The organism is Actinoplanes ianthinogenes (assembly GCF_018324205.1).
Classification (GTDB): domain Bacteria; phylum Actinomycetota; class Actinomycetes; order Mycobacteriales; family Micromonosporaceae; genus Actinoplanes; species Actinoplanes ianthinogenes.
The window spans coordinates 5,966,494-5,988,775 of record NZ_AP023356.1 but is presented as its reverse complement, the minus strand read 5'-3'; the positions used below and the strand labels follow the sequence as shown (position 1 = coordinate 5,988,775).

Annotated in this window: 24 protein-coding genes and 1 riboswitch; of the genes, 15 read left to right on the top strand and 9 right to left on the bottom strand. The window is 71.7% G+C overall.

The window, feature by feature from the left end; translation table 11 throughout:
* On the bottom strand, positions 1 to 519 hold the full coding sequence (locus Aiant_RS27145; RefSeq protein WP_189329649.1) for a DUF1360 domain-containing protein: 519 nt from the start codon (positions 517 to 519) through the stop codon (positions 1 to 3).
* A gap of 49 nt (positions 520 to 568) precedes the next feature.
* The gene (locus Aiant_RS27140; RefSeq protein ID WP_189329648.1) at positions 569 to 820 is read right to left on the bottom strand and encodes a DUF6158 family protein; all 252 of its coding nucleotides are present in this window, start codon (positions 818 to 820) and stop codon (positions 569 to 571) included.
* Between the two features lie 87 nt (positions 821 to 907).
* Between Aiant_RS27140 and Aiant_RS27135 the strand changes: the two genes are divergently transcribed.
* The 3 genes from Aiant_RS27135 to Aiant_RS27125 all read left to right on the top strand — a co-directional run bounded on the left by Aiant_RS27135 (position 908) and on the right by Aiant_RS27125 (position 2,969).
* Positions 908 to 1,330, top strand: a complete 423-nt coding sequence (locus tag Aiant_RS27135) for a hypothetical protein (RefSeq protein ID WP_189329647.1) — start codon at positions 908 to 910, stop codon at positions 1,328 to 1,330.
* Positions 1,331 to 1,347: 17 nt separating this feature from the next.
* Positions 1,348 to 1,671, top strand: coding sequence for a DUF3817 domain-containing protein (locus Aiant_RS27130; RefSeq protein ID WP_189329646.1), 324 nt, complete (start codon positions 1,348 to 1,350; stop codon positions 1,669 to 1,671).
* 178 nt (positions 1,672 to 1,849) lie between these two features.
* Positions 1,850 to 1,983, top strand: a riboswitch (cyclic di-AMP (ydaO/yuaA leader).
* 14 nt (positions 1,984 to 1,997) lie between these two features.
* Positions 1,998 to 2,969, top strand: a complete 972-nt coding sequence (locus tag Aiant_RS27125; RefSeq protein WP_229829911.1) for a C40 family peptidase — start codon at positions 1,998 to 2,000, stop codon at positions 2,967 to 2,969.
* A 64-nt stretch (positions 2,970 to 3,033) separates the two neighbouring features.
* Here the strand turns inward: Aiant_RS27125 and Aiant_RS27120 are convergent, their stop codons facing one another.
* Positions 3,034 to 4,035 carry a sigma-70 family RNA polymerase sigma factor gene (locus Aiant_RS27120; RefSeq protein WP_189329645.1) on the bottom strand — a complete coding sequence of 334 codons (1,002 nt, stop codon included), beginning with the start codon at positions 4,033 to 4,035 and terminating at the stop codon, positions 3,034 to 3,036.
* Between the two features lie 537 nt (positions 4,036 to 4,572).
* On the opposite strand from Aiant_RS27120, the gene Aiant_RS27115 reads away from it, so the two are divergent.
* Positions 4,573 to 5,256: an SDR family NAD(P)-dependent oxidoreductase gene (locus tag Aiant_RS27115; RefSeq protein WP_189329644.1), complete on the top strand. Its 684-nt coding sequence runs from the start codon at positions 4,573 to 4,575 to the stop codon at positions 5,254 to 5,256.
* A 195-nt stretch (positions 5,257 to 5,451) separates the two neighbouring features.
* On the opposite strand, the gene Aiant_RS27110 is transcribed toward Aiant_RS27115, so the two are convergent.
* Positions 5,452 to 6,156, bottom strand: a complete 705-nt coding sequence (locus Aiant_RS27110; protein ID WP_189329643.1) for a dTMP kinase — start codon at positions 6,154 to 6,156, stop codon at positions 5,452 to 5,454.
* A 139-nt stretch (positions 6,157 to 6,295) separates the two neighbouring features.
* Here Aiant_RS27110 and Aiant_RS27105 point away from each other — a divergent pair, with 139 nt between their 5' ends.
* The 7 genes from Aiant_RS27105 to Aiant_RS27075 all read left to right on the top strand — a co-directional run bounded on the left by Aiant_RS27105 (position 6,296) and on the right by Aiant_RS27075 (position 11,785).
* A complete protein-coding gene (locus tag Aiant_RS27105) occupies positions 6,296 to 6,871 on the top strand; it encodes a nucleotidyltransferase (protein ID WP_189329642.1) in 576 nt (191 codons plus the stop codon).
* Position 6,872: 1 nt separating this feature from the next.
* The gene (locus Aiant_RS27100) at positions 6,873 to 7,121 is read left to right on the top strand and encodes a hypothetical protein (protein WP_189329641.1); all 249 of its coding nucleotides are present in this window, start codon (positions 6,873 to 6,875) and stop codon (positions 7,119 to 7,121) included.
* Positions 7,118 to 7,870 carry a metallophosphoesterase family protein gene (locus tag Aiant_RS27095; protein WP_189329640.1) on the top strand — a complete coding sequence of 251 codons (753 nt, stop codon included), beginning with the start codon at positions 7,118 to 7,120 and terminating at the stop codon, positions 7,868 to 7,870. Before Aiant_RS27100 ends, Aiant_RS27095 begins: the two co-directional genes overlap by 4 nt.
* Positions 7,871 to 7,916: 46 nt before the next feature.
* Positions 7,917 to 8,060 (top strand): GPGG-motif small membrane protein, encoded by a 144-nt coding sequence (locus Aiant_RS27090; protein WP_014688232.1) that lies wholly within the window; start codon positions 7,917 to 7,919, stop codon positions 8,058 to 8,060.
* Between the two features lie 173 nt (positions 8,061 to 8,233).
* Entirely contained in the window at positions 8,234 to 9,391 is a 1,158-nt protein-coding gene (locus Aiant_RS46615; RefSeq protein WP_189329639.1) for an MHYT domain-containing protein, read from the top strand.
* Between the two features lie 42 nt (positions 9,392 to 9,433).
* Entirely contained in the window at positions 9,434 to 10,153 is a 720-nt protein-coding gene (locus tag Aiant_RS27080; protein WP_189329638.1) for an HD domain-containing protein, read from the top strand.
* A gap of 27 nt (positions 10,154 to 10,180) precedes the next feature.
* Positions 10,181 to 11,785: a glycoside hydrolase family 13 protein gene (locus Aiant_RS27075; protein ID WP_189329637.1), complete on the top strand. Its 1,605-nt coding sequence runs from the start codon at positions 10,181 to 10,183 to the stop codon at positions 11,783 to 11,785.
* Here the strand turns inward: Aiant_RS27075 and Aiant_RS27070 are convergent.
* Positions 11,693 to 13,153: an MFS transporter gene (locus Aiant_RS27070; RefSeq protein ID WP_189329776.1), complete on the bottom strand. Its 1,461-nt coding sequence runs from the start codon at positions 13,151 to 13,153 to the stop codon at positions 11,693 to 11,695. The two genes, Aiant_RS27075 and Aiant_RS27070, sit on opposite strands and share 93 nt — an antisense overlap.
* 82 nt (positions 13,154 to 13,235) lie before the next feature.
* On the opposite strand from Aiant_RS27070, the gene Aiant_RS27065 reads away from it, so the two are divergent.
* Positions 13,236 to 14,375 carry a glycosyltransferase gene (locus tag Aiant_RS27065; RefSeq protein ID WP_189329636.1) on the top strand — a complete coding sequence of 380 codons (1,140 nt, stop codon included), beginning with the start codon at positions 13,236 to 13,238 and terminating at the stop codon, positions 14,373 to 14,375.
* Between the two features lie 108 nt (positions 14,376 to 14,483).
* Here the strand turns inward: Aiant_RS27065 and Aiant_RS27060 are convergent, their stop codons facing one another.
* The gene (locus Aiant_RS27060) at positions 14,484 to 15,050 is read right to left on the bottom strand and encodes a CGNR zinc finger domain-containing protein (protein ID WP_212846526.1); all 567 of its coding nucleotides are present in this window, start codon (positions 15,048 to 15,050) and stop codon (positions 14,484 to 14,486) included.
* Between the two features lie 84 nt (positions 15,051 to 15,134).
* On the opposite strand from Aiant_RS27060, the gene Aiant_RS27055 reads away from it, so the two are divergent.
* Positions 15,135 to 15,557, top strand: coding sequence for a carboxymuconolactone decarboxylase family protein (locus tag Aiant_RS27055; RefSeq protein ID WP_189329634.1), 423 nt, complete (start codon positions 15,135 to 15,137; stop codon positions 15,555 to 15,557).
* Positions 15,554 to 16,453, top strand: a complete 900-nt coding sequence (locus Aiant_RS27050; RefSeq protein ID WP_189329633.1) for a phosphotriesterase family protein — start codon at positions 15,554 to 15,556, stop codon at positions 16,451 to 16,453. Before Aiant_RS27055 ends, Aiant_RS27050 begins: the two co-directional genes overlap by 4 nt.
* Before the next feature lie 104 nt (positions 16,454 to 16,557).
* On the opposite strand, the gene xylB is transcribed toward Aiant_RS27050, so the two are convergent.
* Together xylB and xylA are read right to left on the bottom strand one after the other, a co-directional pair.
* On the bottom strand, positions 16,558 to 17,958 hold the full coding sequence (gene xylB / locus Aiant_RS27045; protein WP_189329632.1) for a xylulokinase: 1,401 nt from the start codon (positions 17,956 to 17,958) through the stop codon (positions 16,558 to 16,560).
* Between the two features lie 2 nt (positions 17,959 to 17,960).
* Positions 17,961 to 19,145 (bottom strand): xylose isomerase, encoded by a 1,185-nt coding sequence (xylA, locus tag Aiant_RS27040; RefSeq protein ID WP_189329631.1) that lies wholly within the window; start codon positions 19,143 to 19,145, stop codon positions 17,961 to 17,963.
* Positions 19,146 to 19,231: 86 nt separating this feature from the next.
* On the opposite strand from xylA, the gene Aiant_RS27035 reads away from it, so the two are divergent.
* Positions 19,232 to 20,350 carry an ROK family protein gene (locus Aiant_RS27035; protein ID WP_189329630.1) on the top strand — a complete coding sequence of 373 codons (1,119 nt, stop codon included), beginning with the start codon at positions 19,232 to 19,234 and terminating at the stop codon, positions 20,348 to 20,350.
* Between the two features lie 97 nt (positions 20,351 to 20,447).
* Here Aiant_RS27035 and Aiant_RS27030 read toward each other — a convergent pair whose 3' ends face one another.
* Positions 20,448 to 22,160 (bottom strand): substrate-binding and VWA domain-containing protein, encoded by a 1,713-nt coding sequence (locus tag Aiant_RS27030; protein ID WP_189329629.1) that lies wholly within the window; start codon positions 22,158 to 22,160, stop codon positions 20,448 to 20,450.
* Between the last annotated feature and the right edge of the window lie 122 nt (positions 22,161 to 22,282).

Here is a 22,282-nt window from a genome sequence, read left to right as displayed (position 1 = left end):
TCAGCCTTCCGCCTTTTCCTTGGCCATCGAGTAGGCCATCTGCAGGAAGTCGGAGACGGCGGTGGCGGTCAGCGCGGTCGCCGCCAGCCGGGTCAGCCGGGGCGCCAGCACCAGGCCGCCGGTCAGCCCGGTGGCCACCCAGGCGGCCAGGCAGAACGGGCAGGTGAGCAGCTCGCCGATGCCGTGCTTGACGCTGCTGCCGGAGTCCCGGACCTCCTCGTTGAGCTCGGCGGCCCCGGCCGGCTCGGTATACCGGGTGAACGGCGCCCGCAGCGGGCTGGTCACCGCGTCCTTGGCGAGCAGCCGGCTCAGCTTGTGGGTGGCGATCGAGATCAGCGCCACGTCGGCCAGAGCGGGACGTTCCGGGGGCGTGCGGCCGGTCACCTTGGCGGCCGCCGCGAGGCCGGCCGCGAGCGCGCCGTAAGCGCCCATCGCGACCAGATAGCCGGCCAGCGGCCGATGCTCGTGCGGCGCGTACGCCCGGGCCGTCTCGGTGGCCCGGGCCTGCAGGCTGGTCATGTCGGGGGGGGGTCCTCTCCGCTTCGGGTGGCCGTTCCGCTCCGGCGGATCAGAAGTCCTGGGTGAGCCTGCCGGGGTCGATCTCGCGCCCCGGAAAGCGCGCCATGTATTCGGTCTCCAGCTCCGCGGTCCGCCGGAAGTGGTTCTCCAGCGCCGCGTCCGGGCCGTGCCGCAGGGTGGCCAGCCGGGTCCGGTAGAGGCTGGCGAGTTCCCGGAACAGGTCGTCGTCGGGCAGGCCCACCGGGTCGACCCCGATCTCGAAGTCGACCACCGCGCCGCCCGCCGATCGCGGATCCGTCATCGTGCACCTCCGCTGTCTCGAAAGTCGCTGTCCGTTCAGGGCTTGCCCGCGCGGGCCACCGCCAAACCCGCCGGTAGTCTCGTGTGCATGAAAGGGCTGTGGACTCCGGCGTGGATCGCCCGGCACCTGCTCGCGCTGGTGCTGACCGCGGCCTGCCTCGGGCTCGGCTGGTGGCAGTTCAGCCGGGCGACCGGCGGCAACTCGCTCAGCTGGGGCTACATGTTCGAGTGGCCGGTCTTCGCCGGCTTCGTGGTGTTCATCTGGATCCGCGAGATCCAGGTGTTCCGGCGCAGGCTCACTCCCCCGGCCGAGCCCGGCGAGACGCCCGCCCCGCCCCGTGACCCGGACGCCCCGGTCACCCTGGGCCGCCCGGTCCGGGTCGCCGTGCAGCCGGCCGCGGCCGGCGCGAGCGACCCGGAGCTGGAGGAGTACAACGACTATCTGGCCTGGCTCGCCGAGCACCCCGGAGCCCGGCCGGCCGACTACCCCGGCCGCATCACCAAGAAGTAGAAGCAGAAGGAGACCCCGTGCAGGGCGCCCTCACCCGTTACCGGATCATCGCCTGGATCGTCGGCGTGCTCCTCGTCGTGCTCGTGCTGGTCGGCATGCCGCTGAAATACTTCGGCGACAACGCCACGCTGGTCGCCCTGATCGGCCCGCTGCACGGCTTCCTGTACATGGTCTACCTCCTGCTCACCTTCGACCTGTCCCGGCGGGCGCACTGGCCGTTCGGCCGGATGGTCGTGGTGATGCTGGCCGGCACCATCCCGTTCTTCTCGTTCTGGGCCGAGCGTCAGGTCACCCGGCATTGGCTGCCGAATGCCGCACTCGAGCCGGCACTGAACGAATAGCCCACTCGCCGCGGTCGAAATAACGCTCAGCGCGGATCAAATAACAGCCGGTTATCGGGATTTAGTTCGCAAGACCGACTATGGGAAGAAATCACTCGCCGAGGTCTTGATTTTGTTTTCTTCCCCGATAAGTTGATGCGGTTGGTCCGGTCCGCAGCCACAAACCCTCCGGTGGCGCCGGCCAACGCCGCCGAATCTCGAGCGAACCGGGGACCCAGGTCCCAGGGGTGAATCCGCGCCGGCGCGCGCGGTAGGGCCTTCTTCCGAGCCCGAACCCGTCAGCTAACCCGGTAGGCGGCTCCCAGCGGAAGAAAGGCCCCTGACCAGTGCCACTCCCCCGTACCAGGCTCCGGGCGCTGGTGGTCGCGCTGACCGCACTTGCGATCACCACGTCGGGAGCTGTGGCCGCCCACGCGGCTCCGTCCGAGAGCGAACTGAAGAAGCAGATCGACCAGGCTTCGCAGAAACTCGAGGACGTCACCGAGACGTACAACAAGACGCGTCTCGACCTGAAGAAGACCAAGGCGGACGCGGTGAAGCTGACCGCCTCGCTGAAGCCGGCTCAGGCGGCGCTGGCCCAGGCCAGCGCCAAGATGTCGACCATCGCCACGTCGCAGTACATCACCGGCCGGGTCGGCCCGATGACCGTGCTGCTCAGCGGCAAGCAGGGCGAGCTGCTCGACCGGATGGGCTATCTGGAGCAGATCACCCGCGCCAACCAGGCGGACATCGACACGTACACCGAGACCACGCAGACCTTCGCGCAGAAGCAGGCGGCCCTCAAGACCACCGAGCAGAAGCAGCAGCTCCAGATCAAGGAGCTGGACGCGCAGAAGACGAAGATCAAGAAGGACCTTCAGAAGCTGTACGACATGCGCGAGGCCGCGTACGGCAGCGCCACCGAGGACACCGGGTCGTACACCGGCAAGATCCCGCAGATCGCGGGCTCGGCGGGCAAGGCGGTCGCCTTCGCGTTCAAGCAGGTCGGCAAGCCGTACGGATATGGCGACGCGGGCCCGGACTCGTACGACTGCTCGGGTCTGACCATGGCGGCCTGGGCCGCCGCCGGCAAGTCGCTGCCGCACAACGCGGCCGCCCAGAAGGGCGCCGTGCGGATGTTCAGCGACAAGAGCCAGCTCCAGCCCGGCGACCTCGTGTTCTACCGGGGTGGCGGGCACGTCGCGATCTACGTCGGCGACGGCAAGATCATCGACGCGCCGTCGGCCGGCCGGGACGTGCTCTACCGGACGATCAACATCATGACCCCGGACAGTCCCGGGTACGGCCGGGTGTCATAACCGGCCGCAGGAACGCCGAAGGCCGGCACCCCTCGGGGTGCCGGCCTTCTCTGCTGGTGGTGGGTCAGGCTGCCTGCAGGCCCTCGGCCCGGGCCAGCTCACGCAGCCGGCCGAGCGCCTGGATCTCCAGCTGGCGGATCCGCTCGCGGCTGAGCGAGAAGCGCGAGGCCACCTCGGTCAGCGAGTGCTCGCGGCCGTCCTCCAGGCCGTAGCGGGCCCGCATGATGCCGGCCGAACGGTCGTCCAGGTGGTTCAGCAGGCCCTCGATGCGCTGGCGCTCCAGCGCGCTCAGCACGATCTCCTCGGGCGACGGCGCGTCGCTGTCGGCCACCAGGTCGCCCAGGTTCGTGTCGCCGTCGTCGCCGACCGGGGTGTCCAGGGACACGGTGTCCTGGGCCCAGCGGGTGAGCTCGTTGACCCGCTCCACGGTCACGCCCAGGGCCGCCGCGATCTGCTCGGGCTCCGGGTCACCGCCCAGCTCACGGACGAGCTGGCGGGTCACGTTACGCATCCGGTTGACGTCCTCGACCAGGTGCACGGGGAGGCGGACGGTGCGCTCCTGCTGGGCGATCGCCCGGCTGATCGCCTGCCGCACCCACCAGGTCGCGTACGTCGAGAATTTGTAGCCGCGCTCGTAGTCGAACTTCTCGACCGCGCGGACCAGGCCGGTGTTGCCCTCCTGGATCAGGTCGAGCATCGGCATGCCCGAGCGCACGTAGCGGCGGGCGATCGACACGACCAGTCGCAGGTTGGCACGGATGAACAGGTCTTTCGCCTTGGAACCCTCGGTGACGAGGCGCTCCAACTCCTCCCGGCTGACGCCGCGACGCTCCTCGCCCTGCTCGAGCAGGTGCTCGGCGTAGAGGCCCGCCTCGATCGCCTTGGAGAGCTCGACCTCCCGCGCGGCGTCCAACAGCGGCGTCCTGGAGATTTCGTGCAGGTAGACTCCGACGAGGTCGCGCTCCTCGGCAACCTGGTCGGTACGCATCACGGTGTTCTTCTCCACGTTGCCCACGGTCCCCTCATTGCCGTCACTAACCCTGTTACGGGCATTACCTGCGTCCATCAGCCCTCTCCCGTAACGTCCGCAGCTCGTGCATTGCGGTTGCTGACATCTACACAACAATTAGCTGCCTGCGCTGATTCCGGCTGGCTGGTCGAAAGTGTCACGAATGCCTGGGTCTTACCTGAGAGCCCAGTGCGCGGTAGCTGAGTGCGATCTCTCTGCGGCCGTCTTGCGGATAGACGGATACCCGTCGCGCGCCTCATAACACCATCGGCCTCTCATCGTCCACAGCGACGGGCATCACCTGGGCGCCGCGATGCTCGTCACCCTGGTTCTACGGGTTTTCCGCCCCGTGGGTTCACGTGCAGCATCGACCAGGCGCCGACGGGCCTGAATCAAACGCGAACATCAAATAGATCTCACCCTGCGTGACCAGCCGGTCGAACGGGACCATCGGCCACAATGCGCCACGCCGCGCCACAGTTCAGTCACCCGGGGGTATGACGTTCCCCGATGTGGTGACATTCCCCCGGCGGGCCTGCCGGGCATCAAGGAGTGAGCAAAAGCACATCCACGTCCGTGTGACAACCTGCTCCCATGACCAACACTGCTCTTGTGACGGGCGGCACCGGCGGGCTCGGCGCGGCCACCATCGCGGCGTTCCTGGACGCCGGGTGGCGCGTGGTGGCCCCGGCCCGCCCCGGCTCCGTGGATCGGCTGCCGACCGGCGTCGTCGCCGTCCCGGCCGACCTCACCGACCCGGCCGGCGCGACCGCCGCCGCCGAGGCGGCCGCCGGCGATCCGGACGCCCCGCTGAAGGCGGTGGTCAACCTGGTCGGCGGATACGCCGGCAGCGGCCTGATCGCCGACACCCCGGTCCAGGAGTTCGAGGCGATGCTCACCGCCAACCTGCGACCCACCTACCTGACCACCGCGGCGGCCCTGCCGCACCTGGTCGCGGCCGGCGGCGGCGCGGTGGTCTGCGTCTCGTCCCGGGCCGCGGTGGCGCCGTTCCCCGGCGCCGCCGGCTACATCGCCTCGAAGGCGGCGGTGCTGGCCTTCGCCGCGACCGTCGCGGTCGAGTACAAGAAGCAGGGTGTGCGCTGCAACACGGTGCTGCCCAGCGTGATCGACACCCCGGGCAACCGCGACGCGATGCCGGACGCCGACCGCAGCCGCTGGGTCGACCCCGCCGAGATCGCCGGCACCATCCTGTTCCTCGCCTCGGACGCCGCGGCCTCGATCAGCGGCGCCCAGATCCCCGTCTACGGCCGGGCGTAGTCCCCGTCGGCCAGCCATGATCCCCATCCCCGTCGATCGCCCGCGTTGTCCACAGTCGCGGGTTGTCCACAGGACCACCCGCGTGATCAGCGATCTTTCGCCACACTGACCGATGGGGGATCCCCCTGGGAGGGTGGGCTTTCGAGCGCGGATCGGGCTATCGACCCGGCAAACCGAAACGGAACGGGCGGCCGCTCAGAAGCTCTCCGCCACCTGCCACCCGATGACCGCCGCCCCGGCCACCACCGGCACGCCGGCCAGCACCAGCGTCCCCACCCGGACCCGGCGCTGGACCGGCGGCACGGCCGCCAGCCGCGCCGAGATCGCCGCGTGCACCCGCTCCGGCGACCCGTTCGCGTCGATCACCACGAAGTCCGCGAACTCCGGCAGCGACCGGTACGCCCGATCCGCCGCCGTCAGATACTCCATCGACTCCTGATCCGTGCCCCGCCGGTCGATCCGTTCCCGGGCCACCGCCGGATCGACCGCCAGCAGGAACGTCACGTCCGGCCGCGGGAACAACCGGTACGCCAGCCGCGCCCGGCGCTCGGCGGCCGCCCCGGCCCCGTGCGCGCGCAGGCTGGCGAACTGGCAGAACGCGTACCGATCCATCACCGCGACGTCCCGCCGGACCGCGCGGCGCAGCAGGGTCCGGGCGATCGCCAGCCAGCGCAGCAGCGACTCGATGACCAGCATGCCCCGCCGCCCGAACAGTCCCTCGGCGTCCCCGCGGCCCCAGCGCGCGGCCCGCCGGCTGAACCAGGCCCGGCCGCCGGCGTTCTGCCGGTAGACCGCCGGCTGCCCGGCGCCGGCCAGGGCGGCGGCCAGCAGCCGTGCCTGGGTCGTCTTGCCGGAGCCGTCGATCCCGATCAGGGCGATGGTGCGAGCGGGGGAGGACATACCAACCGACGGTAGCCGGGCACCGCACACCGCGTTCCCCCTCGCGAGCCGGGTGACGCGGACCAGAATGATCGTCAGTGGTTCAAGGTGTGACCACCCTGGGTAGTCGACATCAAATGGACACGGACAGGAGGTCACCATGCCGCACCGCGTCGACGAGGGGCTGGCCGGCACGATGAAACGGGTCGCCGCCTCCCTGAAGACCGCGGAGATACCGTTCGCCCTGGGAGGCAGCTTCGCTGTGTACGCCCACGGCGGTCACTCCAGTGACCACGACGTGGACTTCCTGATCCGCGAGCAGGACAAGGAGCGGGCTCTCCAGGAACTGGCCAAGGTCGGCTTCCAGACCGAGGAGCCGCCGGAGGACTGGCTGGTCAAGGTGTACGAGGACAACCGGATGGTGGATCTGATCTATCGCCCGGTGGAGACCCCGGTCACCGACGAGACGCTGGCCGACACCGAGCGGATCTCGGTCGAGGCGATCTACATGCCCGTGCTGTCGGCGACCCAGCTGATGATCCACAAGCTGCTCAGCTACAGCCAGCACCACTGCGATTTCGCCCAGGGGCTGCCGGTCGCCCGCTCGCTGCGGGAGCAGATCGACTGGGCCCGGGTCCGGCGGGAGACCGCGAAATCCCCGTACGCCGAGGCGTTCCTCGTCCTGCTGGACCGACTCGACGTCGTGTCACTGGAGCCCGACGAGGGGAAGGCCTGAGATGACCAAACAGATCGACCTGGAGGCCGAGATCCATCGGCTGCTGGCCGAGCACGACCGGATCGCCGAGCAGGGAGTGACCGTGCAGCAGCGGGAGAACACGCTGGTGCTGGGCGGCGAGGTGGAGAGCGCGCAGCGGCGGGAGGAGATCTGCCGGCAGATCACCGCGCGCTACCCGGACCTGGAGATCGCCTGCGACATCGGCATCACCCGGACCCAGGCGCCGGCCGAGGTGGAGGAGATTTCATGATCCGGATCGCCGCCGTTGGCGACGTGCATGTGGACAAGGACGTGGTGGGCCGGTACCGGCCGGCCCTGGACGAGCTGCCGGACCGGGCCGACGCGCTCCTGGTCGCCGGTGACCTGACCCGGCACGGCACGGTCGACGAGGCCAAGTGCTTCGTCACCGAGTTCGGCGGGCTGGCGGTGCCGGTCGTGGTGGTGCTCGGCAACCACGACCACCAGAGCGACCGGCAGGACGACGTCACCCAGGTGCTCACCGACGCCGGGATCACCGTGCTGGAGGGCTCCGCGACGGTGCTGGAGATCCGCGGGCACCGGCTCGGGATCGCCGGGACCAAGGGGTTCGGCGGCGGCTTCAAGGGCGCCTGCGCGAGCAACTTCGGCGAGCGCGAGTCGAAGGACTTCGTCCGCACCACCGAGCGGTACGCCGACGCCCTGCGCGAGGCGCTGCGCTCGGTCGAGTGCGACGCCCTGGTGGCGCTGACCCACTACGCGCCGGTCCCGGAGACGCTGGCCGGCGAGCCGCTGGAGATCTACGCCTTCCTCGGCTGCTACCAGCTGGGCCAGGCGATCGACGACGCGCCCACCGCGCTGGCCCTGCACGGGCACGCGCACCACGGCGCGGAGCGTGGCCGGACCCCGGGCGGGGTGCCGGTCCGCAACGTCGCGCACCCGGTGATCAAGCAGGCGTACAACGTGTATCAGCTGCTCACCGACACTGTGGACGAGCGGAACGAGGAGTTGGTGACCGCCTGATCCGGGGACAGGTTTTCGAGTTCCGGACATCGGGTATCGGACGGGCATGGACCTACTGCTCTGGATTCTCGCCGTTATCCTCGTGGTCGCCGGCATCCTCGCGCTGTTCCGGCGGCAGATCCTCTGGGGCGTTGTGCTGATCATCGTGGGGCTGTTGGTCGGCCCCGGCGGCGTCAGCATCTTCACCTGATCCGCATCCCCCGCTTCCTCTCATCGGTACCGTCACCGGGACCGTCCGCGTTCTCCAGAACGCGAACGGTCCCGGTTCTCTTTGGTGCGCCGACGCACACGAGGTGCGATGGACGACAGCTGATATCTGACTCAATCCCCGCGGACGATCGCCAAGTTTCGCGAGGTAAATCAGTGGCTGTTCACGTTCACCACTTCACCTACGGCGCCTTCAACCCGATAGCCGCGACGCTGCTGGCGTACCTCGGCTCGTTCCTCGGGTTGCTCTGCACGGAACGCGCGCGGGACGCGCACAATCGCAGCCGGCGCAACCGGTGGCTGGTGATCGCCGCCTTCGCGATCGGCGGTGGCGGCATCTGGCTGATGCACTTCTCCGCGATGCTCGGCTTCGACGTGCCGGACAGCCCGGTCCGCTACGACCTGCCGGTCACCCTGCTCAGCCTGGGCTTCTCGGTGCTGACCGTGGGCATCGGGCTGATGGTGGTCGGGCACGGCGGGCGCAGCCGGGCCAAGACGATCGCGGCCGGGGTGCTGACCGGGGGCGGGGTGCTGGCCATGCACTACACCGGGATGGAGGGGATGCGGCTGTCCGCGCGGGTGCACTACGACCCGCTGCTGGTCGCCGCGTCCGCGATCATCGCGCTGGCCGCCTGCACGATCGCCCTGTGGTTCACCGTCTCGGTACGCGGCCTGCGCCGGGTGGCCGGCGCCGCCGCGGTGATGGCGGTCGCGGTCTGCGGGATGCACTACACCGGGATGGCCGCGTTGCGGGTGGAGATGGATCCCACGATCATCCCGAGCGGCGCCGGGATCCGGCCGCTCACCATGATCGTGCCGATCACCGTGCTCACCGCGATCATCATCGTCGGGGTGGCGCTCAGCGCGTTGCAGGCGATGACCGAGGAGGAGTTCACCGACGGCGCCGGCACCCCGAAACGGGGCGTGCACGCCGAGCCGCCGCAGCCCTGGTCACTGCGTCAGCCGTCGATGGGCGGCGGGCTCCGGCTCTCCCCCGCGGCGCGCGCCATGGCGGCCGGGCGAGCCGCCGGGGTAGCCCGCCCGTCGCCGTCCCCCTCGCCGCGCCCGGCGCCCCGCCCGCCGACCTTCGACCCGGCCGTGGCCGGCGCCCCGGTCCCGGCGCCGATGGCACCGATGCCGATGACACCCCGGCCCGCGCCGCCGCGGATGACGCCGATGCCACCGGCGTCCGCGCCGTCGCCGGCGGCGCCCGAGCCCCCGGTGCCGGTGGCTCCGACACCCCCGGCCGTGCCACCGGCCCCGGCCGGTGAAGCCGGTGGTCCGGCGGTGGGTCCGGGCGCCTCCGGACCGTGACCGATCCCCGCCACGGCCGCCGATCGGGTATATCTGATCCGCATGGCGCCAAGGATGCTGCTGTCGATGCCGCTGCACGCGATCACCGAGGTGTACGGCGAGGCCGGCCTGCGGCAGCGCTTCGCGCTGGAGCTGGAGTCGTTCCCGCCGGACGAGCGGGAACGACTGACCGAGGCGCTGGACCTGGCGGCGCGGCTGCACGCGGAGGACCGGCGGGTCCGCGAGCCGTACCTGAACCACCTGCTCCGGGTGGCCATCCGGATCATCCGCTACTACCAGGTGCGGGACGTGGACGTGCTGGTCGCGGCGCTGCTGCACGACGCGGTCGAGGATCACCCGGCGGAGCTGGCCGGGCTGGCGCCGGACACGTCGTACGAAAAGGCCACCGAGGCGGCCCTCGCCGCCCTCGCCCAGCGATTCAACCCACGGGTGGCCGACCTGGTCCGGTCGGTGACGAACCCCGCCTACGCGCCGGACCGGGATCGGCACGAGCAGTATCGGGAGCACGTCGCGGAGAGCCTGGACCGTGATCCGTGGGCGCGGATCATCAAGATCTCCGACTTCACCGACAACGGGGTCGGGGTGATCCACACCACGCTGGACAAGGCGCACCGGTCGGCGACCAAGTACCGCCCGCTGGTCCCGAAGCTGCGCGAGCTGATCGGGCGGCCGGACACCCCGCTCTCCACCCAGGCCAAAGAGCACATCCTGGACCAGTTGGACCTGGCCGAGGAGCGATTCGCCGCCATCCTCGACGACTGACCGTGTAGTGCCGCCTACGCTGGCGGCATGCCCTCCACTGACGCCTGGTGGCGCGACGCTGTCATCTACCAGATCTACCCGCGCTCGTTCGCCGACGGGAACGGCGACGGCATGGGCGACCTGCCCGGCATCACCGCGCGCCTGCCCCGGCTCCGCGAGCTCGGCGTCGACGCCGTCTGGCTCTCCCCGTTCTACGTCAGCCCGCAGCACGACGCGGGCTACGACGTCGCCGACTACCGGGACGTCGACCCGCGGTTCGGCACCCTGGGCGACGCCGACAAGCTCATCACCACGGCACACGACCTCGGCCTGAAGATCATCGTGGATCTGGTGCCGAACCACACCTCCAGCGAGCACGCCTGGTTCCGGGCCGCGCTGGCCGCGCCGCCCGGCAGCCCGGAGCGCGACCGGTACATCTTCCGCGACGAGCCGCCGAACTCGTGGCAGAGCGTGTTCGGCGGCCCGGCCTGGCAGCAGGTCCCGGACGGCCAGTGGTACCTGCACCTGTTCGACGTCTCGCAGCCGGACCTGAACTGGGACCACCCGGAGGTCCGCGCGGAGTTCCTGGACATCCTGCGGTTCTGGCTGGACCGCGGCGTCGACGGCTTCCGGGTCGACGTGGCGCACGGCCTGATCAAGGACGCCGCGCTGTCCGACTGGACGCAGCCGGCCACGGTGCTCGGCGGCCTGGAGCCGGCCGGCCCGCCGCCGCCGATGTGGGACCAGGAGGGCGTGCACGAGATCTACCGGCAGTGGCGGTCGGTGCTGGACGGCTACTCCCCCGCCCGGATCCTGGTGGCCGAGGCCTGGGTGCAGCCCGAGGAGCGGCTGGCCCGCTACGTCCGGCCGGACGAGATGCACCAGGCGTTCAACTTCCCCTACCTGGAGGCGCCCTGGACACCGGGCGAGCTGCGCGAGGTGATCGACTCCTCGCTGGCCGCCACCGGCGCGGTCGGCGCGACCACCACCTGGGTGCTGTCGAATCACGACGTGGTGCGGCACGCGTCCCGGCTCGGTTTCCCGGTCACCGAGAAGCGCAAGCCGGGGATCGGGATCGGCGACCCGCAGCCGGACACCGGGCTGGGCCTGCGCCGGGCCCGGGCGGCCACCCTGCTGATGCTGGGCCTGCCCGGCTCGGCGTATCTCTACCAGGGCGAGGAGCTGGGGCTGCCGGAGCACACCACGATGGCCGACGCGCACCGCCAGGATCCGGCCTGGGAGCGGTCCGGGCACGCCGAGCGCGGGCGGGACGGCTGCCGGGTGCCGATCCCGTGGGAGGCGGATGCGCCGTCCTACGGCTTCGGGCCGGGCGACCGCAGCTGGCTGCCGCAGCCCGCGGCCTGGGCGGAGTACGCGCTGGACCGGCAGGTGGACGTGCCCGGCTCGACCTACGAGCTGTACCGGTCGGCGCTGCGCCTGCGCCGGGAGCACGAGCTGGGTGGCGGGTCGCTGGCCTGGCAGGCGACCGGCGACGACGTCCTGGCGTTCCGCAACGGCGGGCTCCTCGTGCTGACCAATTTCGGTCAGGATCCCGTGGCCCTACCGGATGGCGCCCGGGTCCTGCTGAGCAGTGAGCCCCTCAGCGACGACGGCGGGGTCCCCACCGACGTGACCGTCTGGGCTCATCTCTGAGGCCTTGGTCAGCAGGACGGCGTGGGTCGCGGCCATGTCGCCGGCCACCGTCCTGCTGGCCAGCCAGTACATGATCCCGGTCGGGATGAAGAAGAACTGGAACGAGGCCAGCCCGACCGCGTAGTTCAGCGGCGGCGGGAACGCACCGGAGAGCCGCTGGAAGGCGACCGCCACCAGCGCGTTCCCGCCGGCCCGGCCGACACCGTTGACCAGGTTGCCGAGGCTGTAGACGGTGCCGCGGTGCTCGGGCGGGTTCACGTCCGAGATCATGGCGAACCAGTTCGGCGAGTTCGCCGAGGTGAGCATCAGCGCGAAGACGGCGATGCCCAGGCAGGTGGCGACGGTCGGCTCGGTCACCACGTTCTCCAGCACGCCGCGGATGACCGCGCCGGTGCTCGCCCCGTCCGGCACGGTGATCGTCATCGGGACGAAGAACAACACCACGTAGAACGGGACCGCGGCCAGCACCCCGACCGCTGCCACCAGGGCCCGGCCCCGTGGGGTACGCCGTTGCAGCCGGTCACCGGCCAGCCCGCCGAGGATCGACAGCGCCGCACCGAGCTGGAAGATCGTCGCGAACGCGCTGCCGACCAGCACCGCCGTGCCCGCCGAGTAGCCCTGGTCCTCGGCCCGGGCGCGGAACAGCACCGGCAGCCAGACCAGCGAGCCGAACGCGATCTGCGCGGTGCCGCCCTGCAGGATCAGCCAGACGTTGGTCCGCCGGCCCAGGATGATCGGCAGGTGGTCGTGGTGGATCCGCTCGTCGTACTCCACCCCGGCCAGCTCCGGCTGGCTCTCGCCGCGCGGCACGTTGTAGGTGAACAGGTACAGCACCGTGGCGACCAGCCCGGCCGCGGCGGTGACCAGGAACGGCGCGCGCCAGTCGGTGTGCCCGAGGATACCGCCGACCAGGGTGCCGGCCAGCGTGCCGAGGCCCTGCGACAGGCCCCAGAAGCTCATCACCAGCCCCCGCCGCTTCGGCGTGATCAGGTCGCTGACCACCGAGAAGCTCACCGAGGCGACCGCGCCCAGGCCGACCGCGGCGACCACCTGGGCGAGCAGGAACGTGGGGTAGCCGGTGGCCAGGCCGGACCAGGCGGTGCCGGCGACCCAGATCAGGGTGCCGATGGTCAGGACCGGTTTGCGGTCGGTGCGGTCGCCGGCGTACGCCCAGCCGATCGCGGCGACCGCGCTGATCAGGAACATGATCGTGGTGGCCAGGGCGATGTGCCCCTCGCCCACCCCGAAGTCGTCCCCGATGCTGCCGTACAACGGCGGCACGATGCCGATCGCCACGTTGTCGAGGGACGCCAGGATGACGAAGACCACGACGCTGTAGACGCGGTGCACGATGCCGCCCCTGCCCATCACGGGTAGAGGTTAGCGAGAGTTCGGCCTGCGGTCAGGGTCGCGTTGCCGGGACGACCACGGTTTTCGATGATCTGAGCGCATGCTGATCGTCCGGATCGCCAATTTCGTCCACGCCACCTCCGGTGGGCTCCGCACCGCGCTGCGCGCGCTGGGGCAGGGTTATCAGGAGGCGGGACACCGGGCGGTGCTGATCACTCCCGGTCCGCGTGCGACCGAACAGGAGTTTGCGTACGGCCGGGTGCTCACGTTGCCCGGTCCGGTCGTGCCGGGGCTGGGCGGGTACCGGGTGCTGCTGAACCGGGTGGCGGTCGGCGGGCTGCTGGAGCGGCTCGGCCCGGACCGGATCGAGGTGCACGACCGGTCCACGCTGCGCTGGCTGGGCGGGTGGGGACGGCGGGCCGGGGTGCCGTCGATGATGGTGTCGCACGAGAGCCTGGACGGGCTGCTGCGGATGTTCGGCCCCGGACGGTCGCTCGGGCTGCGGGCGGCGGACCGGCTCAATGCTCGTACCGTCAAGGCTTTCGACTCGGTGGTCTGCACGACCGGCTGGGCGGAGCGGGAGTTCACCCGGCTCGGCGCCACGCCGGTGCGGGTGCCGCTCGGCGTCGACCTGGCCCGGTTCACGCCCGGCAACCGGGATCCGGAGCTGCGCCGCCGTTACGCCGGGCCGGATGGGGTGATCCTGCTGCACTGCGGGCGGTTGTCGGCGGAGAAGGATCCCCGGCTGTCGCTGCACGCCCTGGCCGGGCTGCGGGCCGCCGGGACGGACGCGGTGCTGGTGGTGGCCGGGGACGGGCCGCTGCGGGCGCCGCTGGAACGCGAGGCGGCCGCCCGGGGGCTGCCGGCCACCTTCCTCGGGCACGTCGCCGACCCGCGGCTGCTGGCCGCGCTGCTGGCCACCGCGGACGTCGCGCTGGCGCCCGGCCCGATCGAGACGTTCGGGCTGGCCGCGCTGGAGGCGCTGGCCAGCGGCACCCCGGTGGTGGCCCGCACGAGCAGCGCGCTGCCCGAGGTGATCGGCGACGCCGGGCTGCCCGCGGACGGCACCGGCGCGGCCTACACCGCCGCGGTCCGTGCCCTGCTCGATCGGCCGGCCGTCGCGCGGCGCGCCGCCGCCCGCGCCCAGGCCGAGCGTTTCCCCTGGTCCGGTGCGGTCGACGGCTTCCTCGCGGTGCACGGCCTGGCCCGCATCCGCGGCACGGACCCGGCGATCGCCTGACCGTTCACCGCCGGTGCCCGGCCCGGCGCGTCACTGCTCGTGCGCGGCCCGGCGCGTCACTGCTCGTGCGCGGCCCGGCGCGTCACTGCTCGTGCGCGGCCCGGCGCGTCACTGCTCGTGCGCGGCCCGGCGCGCGCGCAGCGCCCGGACCCGGCCGCGGCTCGCGCACGCCGGTGACGGGCACCAGCGCCGCCGCCCCGGCGGGTCGATGAAGACGCCGCGGCAGTCGTCCTCCGGGCACACCTTCAGCACGTGCCGGTCCGCACCGGTGAGCTGGTCGATCGCCTGCCGGGTGATCCGGGCGAGTGCCTCGCGCGCGGTCGCCGGCGGCGCGAGCCGGAGCCGCTCGTCCGCGATCAGCCGCACCGGCGCGTCCTGCCCGGCCAGCAGGGTGACCAGCCGGTCCGCGGCCGCGGGCGGTGGCGGCACGCCGTCGACGGTGGCCAGGGCGAGCGGGCGCAGCGTCTCCCGCACCTCGCGGGTGAGCTCCAGATCCTCGGGACCCGGCGCACGGACCGGCGACAACTCGCTGTGCGCGAGCCACTCGGCGAGCCGGTCGACGCCGGTCAGCCGCTCGACCGGGTCGGCACTGAACGACCGGCCCCGAGTGGCGAGCAGGTTGAGCCAGACGGCGCCGCAGTCGTATCGCAGCGCGAGCGGGTCATGCACGGTCACCCGACGATGGTAACGCTTCATCCGTTACGCCTGCTACGGTCGGTCGTAACGGTTCAACCGTTACAACCGATCGAGGGGGATCTGATGAGCGACGTGTCCGAGCAGTTGACTCCGGCGACGATCGACCGCGGCCAGGGCTATCGCCTGCTGGACACCCTGCAGGACGAACAGACGCAGAGGGCCACCCTGCCGATGGTCGAGCACCTCGCACCCGGCTTCGCCGACTGGATCGTCACCAGCCTGTTCGGCGGCACCTATCAGCGCGACGGGCTGTCGCTGCGCGAGCGGCAACTGGTGAATCTCGCGGCCCTGACCGCTCTGGGCGGCGTCGATCCCCAGCTCACCGGGCACGTCCGGACATCGCTGCGACTGGGCATGGACCCGGCGCAGATCGTCGAGGTGTTCGTGCACCTGGCGCCCTATGTCGGGGTACCCAAGGCGCTCGCCGGGCTCCGGGTGGCGGCGGCCGCGCTGGCCGACGCGGAGAAGGCGGAGGAGTCACGATGAGCCCGACGGTGCGTACCGTCCTCGGCGACGTCGAGCCGGCGGCGCTGGGTGTGTGCGACGCGCACGACCACCTGTTCCTGCGCTCCCCGGTCCTCGCCGGACAGGAACTCGACGACCCGGTGGCCGCGCTGACCGAGCTCACCGCGTTCGCGGCGCTCGGCGGCGCCGCCGTCGTCCAGTGGACACCGTGGGGCATGGGCGGCCGGCACGACGAACTGCCCGGGCTGTCCCGGCGCTCGAAGGTGCACGTCGTCGCCGCGACCGGGATGCATCAGGCGAAGCACTACGACCCCGAGGACCTCCGGAAACGGTACGACCGGCTCGCCGAGACGTTCGTGCACGAGCTGACCGCCGCCCCGGTGCGGGCCGGCCTGATCAAGATCGCCGGGAGCTTCCACCACCTCGACGAGCACGCCCGGCAGGTCGCCGCCGCGGCGGCGCGGGCCCACCACGCCACCGGCGCCCCGATCGGCGTGCACCTGGAGGGTGGCACCGCCGCCCTCGACGTGCTCGACCTGCTCTGCGGCACCCACGCCGTCGCGCCCGGCAGCCTGATCCTGGGTCACCTGCACCGGTTCCCCGACCCGCGGGTGCATGTCGCGGTCGCCCGGGCCGGCGCCTACGTGGCGTTCGACGGGCCGTCGCGGGCCCACCACCAGACCGACTGGCGGCTGCTGGACAGCATCGCCGCGCTGGTGGACGCCGGCCATCAGGACCGGATCCTGCTCGGCGGCGACACCGTGACGGCCGCCGCGCGCTCGACCGCCGACGGGCCCGGCATGCCGTTCCTGCTCAGCGGACTGCGTCCGCGCATCGAGCGGGAGATCGGCGGCGAGGTCGCGACGGCCGTCCTGGTCACCAACCCGGCCCGGGCGTTCGCCGCCGACTGGCGCTGAACGGCCCCGGGACTGCTCCCACGGTCCCGGCCGTCCGGGTCGTCCCCGGCATCGCCGAGAAGATCGCGGGGTACGGCAGAAGCCCCGTACCCCGCGATCGACGGTCAGCGAGTGCGGTCCAGCACGGCGTGCTGGGCGGCGGCGTACTGTTCGCGGATCAGCGGGACCGGGTCGTCCTCGTAGACCTCGGGGGTCTCCGCGGACCAGGCGGGCGGGGCGTCGCCGCCGGTCAGGACCCAGGCGGCCTGCCGGGCCGCGCCGTCGGCGACGTACTCGCCGGGCGGCGGGACCAGCACCGGCTTGCCGAACAGGGCGGGTGCGATCCGCCGCACCGCCTCGCTCCGGGCGCCGCCGCCGACCAGCACGATCCGGTTCGCCCGGGCGCCCTGCCCGACCAGCGCGTCCAGGCCGTCGGCGAGGGCGCAGAGCATCCCCTCGACGGCGGCCCGGGCCAGGTGCGCCGGGTCGGACGTCTTCAGGGTGAGCCCGTGGATCGCACCGGTGGCGTCCGGCCGGTTCGGGGTCCGCTCCCCCTCCAGGTAGGGCACCAGGACCAGGCCGTCCGCCCCGGCGGGCGCGGTGAGCGCGAGCCGGGACAGCTCGTCGTGCGAGACGCCGAGCAGTTTGGCGGCCGCGTCCAGCACCCGGGCGGCGTTGAGGGTGACCACGATCGGCAGGAACCGCCCGGTGGTGTCGGCGAATCCGGCCACCGTGCCGCTCGGGTCGACCGGGGCGGCGTCGGACGAGACGAAGACCGTGCCGGACGTGCCGATCGAGACGATCACGTCGCCGGGCAGCGCGCCGGTGCCGAGAGCGGCCGCCGCGTTGTCCCCGGCGCCGGGGCCGATCGGCGCGCCGTTGGCGAGGCGCCCGGCGATCCCGGTCGGGCCGAGCACCTCGGGCACGATCAGCTGCCGGCCGAAGCCGAGCTCCAGCAGGTCGTGCCGGTACTCGCCGGTCCTGGCCGACCAGTAGAGGGTGCCGCTGGCGTCACTGCGATCGGTCTTGAGGTCCGCGAGGTCGGTGGACCCGGACAGTTTCCAGGTCAGCCAGTCGTGCGGCAGGCAGACCGCCGCGACCCTCGCCGCCTGCGACGGCTCGTTGCGGGCCAGCCAGCGCAGCTTGGTCAGGGTGAAGCTGGCGACCGGCACGATGCCGACCGCGTCCGCCCACTTGTCCGCCCCGCCGAGCTCCTGGATCAGGTCGGCGGCCGCGCCGGCGCTGCGGGTGTCGTTCCACAGCAGCGCCGGGCGGACCACGTCACCGTGCTCGTCCAGCACGACCATGCCGTGCTGCTGGCCGGCCAGCGAGACGGCGGCCACGTCGTCCAGTCCGCCGGCCTCGGCGATCGCCTCCCGCAGGGCCGACCACCAGGCGTCCGGGTGCACCTCGGTGCCGTCCGGGTGGGCGGCCCGGCCCTGCCGGACCAGCTTGCCGGTCTCGGCGTCCCGGATGACGACCTTGCAGGACTGGGTCGAACTGTCGATCCCGGCGACGAGCGCCATGACTACCGGGCCCCGAGCAGGTGCTCGATGGCGAGCTGGTTCAGCTTGACGAAGCCGTAGCCCTGGGCGCCGGCGGCGTCCGCGTCGAAGTCCTCGAACGCGCTGCGGTCGGCGAGCAGGTCGGTGTAGGTCTCGCCGGCGTTCAGGGTCGGGGTGCTCAGCTCGGCGACCTTGGAGGCGGCCAGCGCGGCCTGCACCTCGGGGTCGGCGCGGAACGCCTTGGCCCGCTCCTTGAGCAGCAGATACATCTTGATGTTGGCCTTGGCCGACTCCCAGACGCCGTCCAGGTCCTCGGTGCGCGACGGCTTGTAGTCGAAGTGGCGCGGCCCGTCGTAGGCACGGCCGCCGTCCAGCCCGTTCTCCAGCAGGTCGACCAGGGAGAACGCGTTGAGCAGGTCACCGTGGCCGAAGACGAGGTCCTGGTCGTACTTCGGGCCGTGCTGGCCGTTGAGGTCGATGTGGAAGAGCTTGCCGTGCCACAGCGCCTGGGCGATGCCCTGGGTGAAGTTGAGGTTCGACATCTGCTCGTGGCCGACCTCGGGGTTGATGCCGAACAGCTCGGGGCGCTCCAGCTCCTGGGTGAACGCGATGGCGTGGCCGGCGGTCGGCAGCAGGATGTCGCCGCGGGGCTCGTTCGGCTTCGGCTCGATGGCGAAGCGGAAGCCGTAACCGCGGTCCTCCGAGTACTGCGCGAGCAGGTTCAGCGCCTCGCGGTAGCGGTCCAGGGCGGCCTTGACGTCCTTGGCCGAGTCGTACTCCGCGCCCTCGCGGCCGCCCCAGAGGACCAGGGTCTTGGCGCCCAGCTCGGCGCCGAGGTCCATCTGGCGCAGCACCTTGCGCAGCGCGTAGCGCCGGACGGTGCGGTCGTTGCTGGTGAAGCCGCCGTCCTTGAACACCGGGTGGGTGAACAGGTTGGTGGTCACCATCGGGACGATCAGGCCGGTCTCGTCGAGCGCCTTTTTGAACCCGGCGATGATGCCGTCGCGGGTCTGCGCGTCCGCGCCGAACGGGACCAGGTCGTCGTCGTGGAAGGTGACGCCGTACGCCCCGATCTCGGCGAGCTTGTGCACGGTCTCGACCGGGTCGATCGCCGGGCGGGTGGCGTCACCGAACGGGTCGCGCGCCTGCCAGCCGACGGTCCAGAGACCGAACGAGAACTTGTCATCACGTGTGGCCTGCACCGACACGGTTACCTCCGGGAAACGCGATCGATTTGTTTATTGGTTGAATTATTTGGCGGGGGTATGGCATTGTCAAGGGCGTGACGGCCCGGATGAGCTCGAGTACCACCGCCCCCGTCCGGCAGTCGAGCGTGCGAGCCCATAATCTCGCGCTGGTCCTGCACACCGTGGCGAACAGCGCCGATCCGCCGTCGCGGGCCGCCGTCGCGGGCGCCACCGGACTGACCCGGGCGACCGTCTCGGCGCTGGTCGACGACCTGATCGAGGGCGGGCTGCTGATCGAGCTGGACCCGCCGCCGCGGACCGGCGCCGGGCGTCCGGCGGCCGGCCTGGCGCTCACCGCGGCCGGCCCGGCCGGGCTGGGCCTGGAGATCAACGTCGACTACCTGGCGGCCTGCGTGGTCGACCTGACCGGCGCGGTCCGGCAGCGCTTCATCGAGCACGCCGACCAGCGCCCGGCCGCGGCCGCCGACGCGCTCGCCGCGCTGGGCGGGCTGGCCGCCCGGGCCCGGCTCGCCGCCGAGGCCGACGGCCTGGTGATCGCCGGCGCCACGCTCGCGGTGCCCGGCCTGGTCTCGGCCGGCCTGGTCCGGGTCGCCCCCAACCTGGGCTGGCAGAACGTGGACGCCCCGGCCCTGCTGAGCGGGGTGCCGGAGCTGGCCGGTCTGCCGGTCACGGTGGACAACGAGGCGAATCTCGCGGCGCTCGGCGAGCTACGGGTGGCCGGCGGCGAGCAGACCTTCCTGTACGTCTCCGGCGAGATCGGCATCGGCGCCGGGCTGGTGATCGACGGTGAGCTCTACCGGGGCGTGCGGGGCTGGAGCGGCGAGATCGGGCACCTGACCGTCGACCCGGACGGCAAGCCGTGCCGGTGCGGGGCGAACGGCTGCCTGGAGCAGTACGCCGGGCAGGAGGCCCTCGCGGCCGACGAGCCGGGGGCCGCCGCGGCGCTCGGGATCGCGCTGTCGGCCGTGGTCAACCTGCTCGACGTGCCGGTGATCGTGCTGGGCGGGGCCTATGCGCCGTACTTCGAGCGGCTGCGCGACGGGATCGAGGCGGAGCTGCGGCGGCGGGTGCTGACCGCGGGACTGGCGCCGGTCACGGTGCGGGCCGCTCGCCTCGGGGCGGACGCGGCGGTGCGCGGGGCGGCGGACGCGGTGGTGCGCGGGGTGCGGGACGACCCGGCCGCGTGGCTGCGGCGGGCGGGCTGACGGCGTACCGAAATCGGGTTGTGAATGTGGTCCTGGAAACAGGCGCGGCCGCCGTCCCAGAGCTGGGGCGGCGGCCGCGCCGGGGTTCGCGGTCGTCTTACTCGACGCCGGTCCGGGAACCGATCGCCTGGAGGAAGATGTCCGTGATCTTGGTCGGGTCCGGGGCGAAGTAGAGGCCGCTGCCACGCACCGACTTCTGGATCGCGCCGAGCTCGTCCTTGTTCACGTCGTTGCCGATGCCGATCAGCACCAGGCGGACGAAGTGTTTCGGGTCCTGGACCTTCTTCAGCTGCGCGAGCAGCTGCGCCTGGGTCATGCCGTTGACGTTGTCGTTCTCGCCGTCGGTGAACAGGATGACCGAGTTGACCTTGCCTTCCTTCCAGTTCGCCTTCGCGTAGTTGTAGGCGTCGAGCACCGTGTTGTAGAGACCGGTGTCACCGCCGCTCACCGGCGAGAGCTTGGGGATGGTGTCCTGCACGCCCTTCCGGTTGCTGCGCAGCGACGTGATCTTGATGAGCTCCTCCCAGGGCCGGTGGTTCGGCCCCAGGTCGGTGGTGAAGCGCCAGACGCCGACCGCCCACTCGTCGCTGAACAGGCTCAGACCGGTGGTGGCCGCCGCCTTGGTGACGTCCGCCCGGGACGCGTTGTTCGCGGTGGGCACCGGCGTCTTCATCGAGCCGGAGACGTCGAAGACCGCCAGCACCCGGCCGGCCTGGGTGGTCGCGTTCCAGGAACCGACCACCTTGCTGACCGTGGTGGCGTCGAGACCGGCCGCGGCCGTCCCGCCCTGCTCACCACTGCCGCCCGCGGGCGCGGTGATCGCCGGCGACGCCGCCGGGGCGCCGGCCGGGGCCACGAAGCTGGACCCGTACGTGCCGTCCGGGGCGCGCAGGCCCTGCGCCGAGATCTCGTTCTTGAACGAGGCCGCGGTCAGCTGCTTGAGCAGACCCTGCGCGGCGCTGATCTTCTGACCGTCGACCACCTGCGGCAGCACCGAGTACGGGTAGTCCATCGGCACCGAGCTGGGCTCCAGGTAGAGCGCGCTGAGCGCGACCGGCGGCCGTTTCGCGTTGTACGCGATCACGTCCTCCTCGGAGAGCGGCGCGGCGCCGAGGCTCTCCAGCAGGGTGCCCTCGTCGGTCGCCTTGGGGAACGACTCGAGCAGCTCGTCCCGCAGCTCGGACCGGCTCTTGGCGAGGTAGGTCAGCGCGTCCACCAGTTTCGAGACGCTGCCCTGGCCCGCACCGATCGCCGAGCCGATCGACATCAGCGCGGTCAGGCCGGACGCGTCCCGGGCCGGGTTCACGATGCCGAACCGCGGGCCGTCGGCGTTCTTGATCTGCCCGAGCAACGAGGTCCAGGAGACCTTCTTGCCCTGCAGGCCGAGCTGCTTGGAGATCGGCTCGGGCATGGCGATGACCAGTGGGCTCTGCGCCACCGAGGTGACCTTGGACGGCGTGAAGCCGGAGGCCTCGTTCTGCAGGCGCAGCAGCCAGGTGGACGAGTCCGGGAGCCAGACGTCGGGCACCTGGATGGCACCGGATGGCTGCCCCAGGCCGGACAGGTTCACCCCGTGCTGTCCCGCGATCGCGCTGGCGACGTCGGCCGAGGCCAGGGACTCCACGTTGACGGACACGCAGGTGCCGCTGACGTTGCCCCCGTCCTGCGCCCACTTGTTCGCAGCATTGGTGACGGCGGGTGATATCTCAGGGGCCGCGGCGACGTTCAGCTTGATGGAACCGGTGCAGCCGGAATCAGCCAGCTGGCTGTAACCGAACCAGGTTCCCGCGATAACGACGACGATCGCCATCGCACCACCAACGACGCCCGCCCCTTTTAAGTTGAAGTTCCTACGATGGCGGCCAGACACGCGCTCCATAGTGCGCATGTCGAGAGCTGAATGCCATATACGTTCGGTCGAAAATTACTCAG

Excerpts from the sequence above, each read along its gene's own strand:
- Aiant_RS27145 (WP_189329649.1), bottom strand. The coding sequence starts at position 519 with ATGACCAGCCTGCAGGCCCGGGCCACCGAGACGGCCCGGGCGTACGCG.
- Aiant_RS27140 (WP_189329648.1), bottom strand. The coding sequence starts at position 820 with ATGACGGATCCGCGATCGGCGGGCGGCGCGGTGGTCGACTTCGAGATC.
- Aiant_RS27135 (WP_189329647.1), top strand. The coding sequence starts at position 908 with ATGAAAGGGCTGTGGACTCCGGCGTGGATCGCCCGGCACCTGCTCGCG.
- Aiant_RS27120 (WP_189329645.1), bottom strand. The coding sequence starts at position 4,035 with ATGGACGCAGGTAATGCCCGTAACAGGGTTAGTGACGGCAATGAGGGG.
- Aiant_RS27115 (WP_189329644.1), top strand. The coding sequence starts at position 4,573 with ATGACCAACACTGCTCTTGTGACGGGCGGCACCGGCGGGCTCGGCGCG.
- Aiant_RS27110 (WP_189329643.1), bottom strand. The coding sequence starts at position 6,156 with ATGTCCTCCCCCGCTCGCACCATCGCCCTGATCGGGATCGACGGCTCC.
- Aiant_RS27105 (WP_189329642.1), top strand. The coding sequence starts at position 6,296 with ATGCCGCACCGCGTCGACGAGGGGCTGGCCGGCACGATGAAACGGGTC.
- Aiant_RS27100 (WP_189329641.1), top strand. The coding sequence starts at position 6,873 with ATGACCAAACAGATCGACCTGGAGGCCGAGATCCATCGGCTGCTGGCC.
- Aiant_RS27095 (WP_189329640.1), top strand. The coding sequence starts at position 7,118 with ATGATCCGGATCGCCGCCGTTGGCGACGTGCATGTGGACAAGGACGTG.
- Aiant_RS27090 (WP_014688232.1), top strand. The coding sequence starts at position 7,917 with ATGGACCTACTGCTCTGGATTCTCGCCGTTATCCTCGTGGTCGCCGGC.
- Aiant_RS27080 (WP_189329638.1), top strand. The coding sequence starts at position 9,434 with ATGGCGCCAAGGATGCTGCTGTCGATGCCGCTGCACGCGATCACCGAG.
- Aiant_RS27075 (WP_189329637.1), top strand. The coding sequence starts at position 10,181 with ATGCCCTCCACTGACGCCTGGTGGCGCGACGCTGTCATCTACCAGATC.
- Aiant_RS27070 (WP_189329776.1), bottom strand. The coding sequence starts at position 13,153 with ATGGGCAGGGGCGGCATCGTGCACCGCGTCTACAGCGTCGTGGTCTTC.
- Aiant_RS27065 (WP_189329636.1), top strand. The coding sequence starts at position 13,236 with ATGCTGATCGTCCGGATCGCCAATTTCGTCCACGCCACCTCCGGTGGG.
- Aiant_RS27055 (WP_189329634.1), top strand. The coding sequence starts at position 15,135 with ATGAGCGACGTGTCCGAGCAGTTGACTCCGGCGACGATCGACCGCGGC.
- Aiant_RS27050 (WP_189329633.1), top strand. The coding sequence starts at position 15,554 with ATGAGCCCGACGGTGCGTACCGTCCTCGGCGACGTCGAGCCGGCGGCG.
- xylB (WP_189329632.1), bottom strand. The coding sequence starts at position 17,958 with ATGGCGCTCGTCGCCGGGATCGACAGTTCGACCCAGTCCTGCAAGGTC.
- Aiant_RS27035 (WP_189329630.1), top strand. The coding sequence starts at position 19,232 with ATGAGCTCGAGTACCACCGCCCCCGTCCGGCAGTCGAGCGTGCGAGCC.
- Aiant_RS27030 (WP_189329629.1), bottom strand. The coding sequence starts at position 22,160 with ATGGCGATCGTCGTCGTTATCGCGGGAACCTGGTTCGGTTACAGCCAG.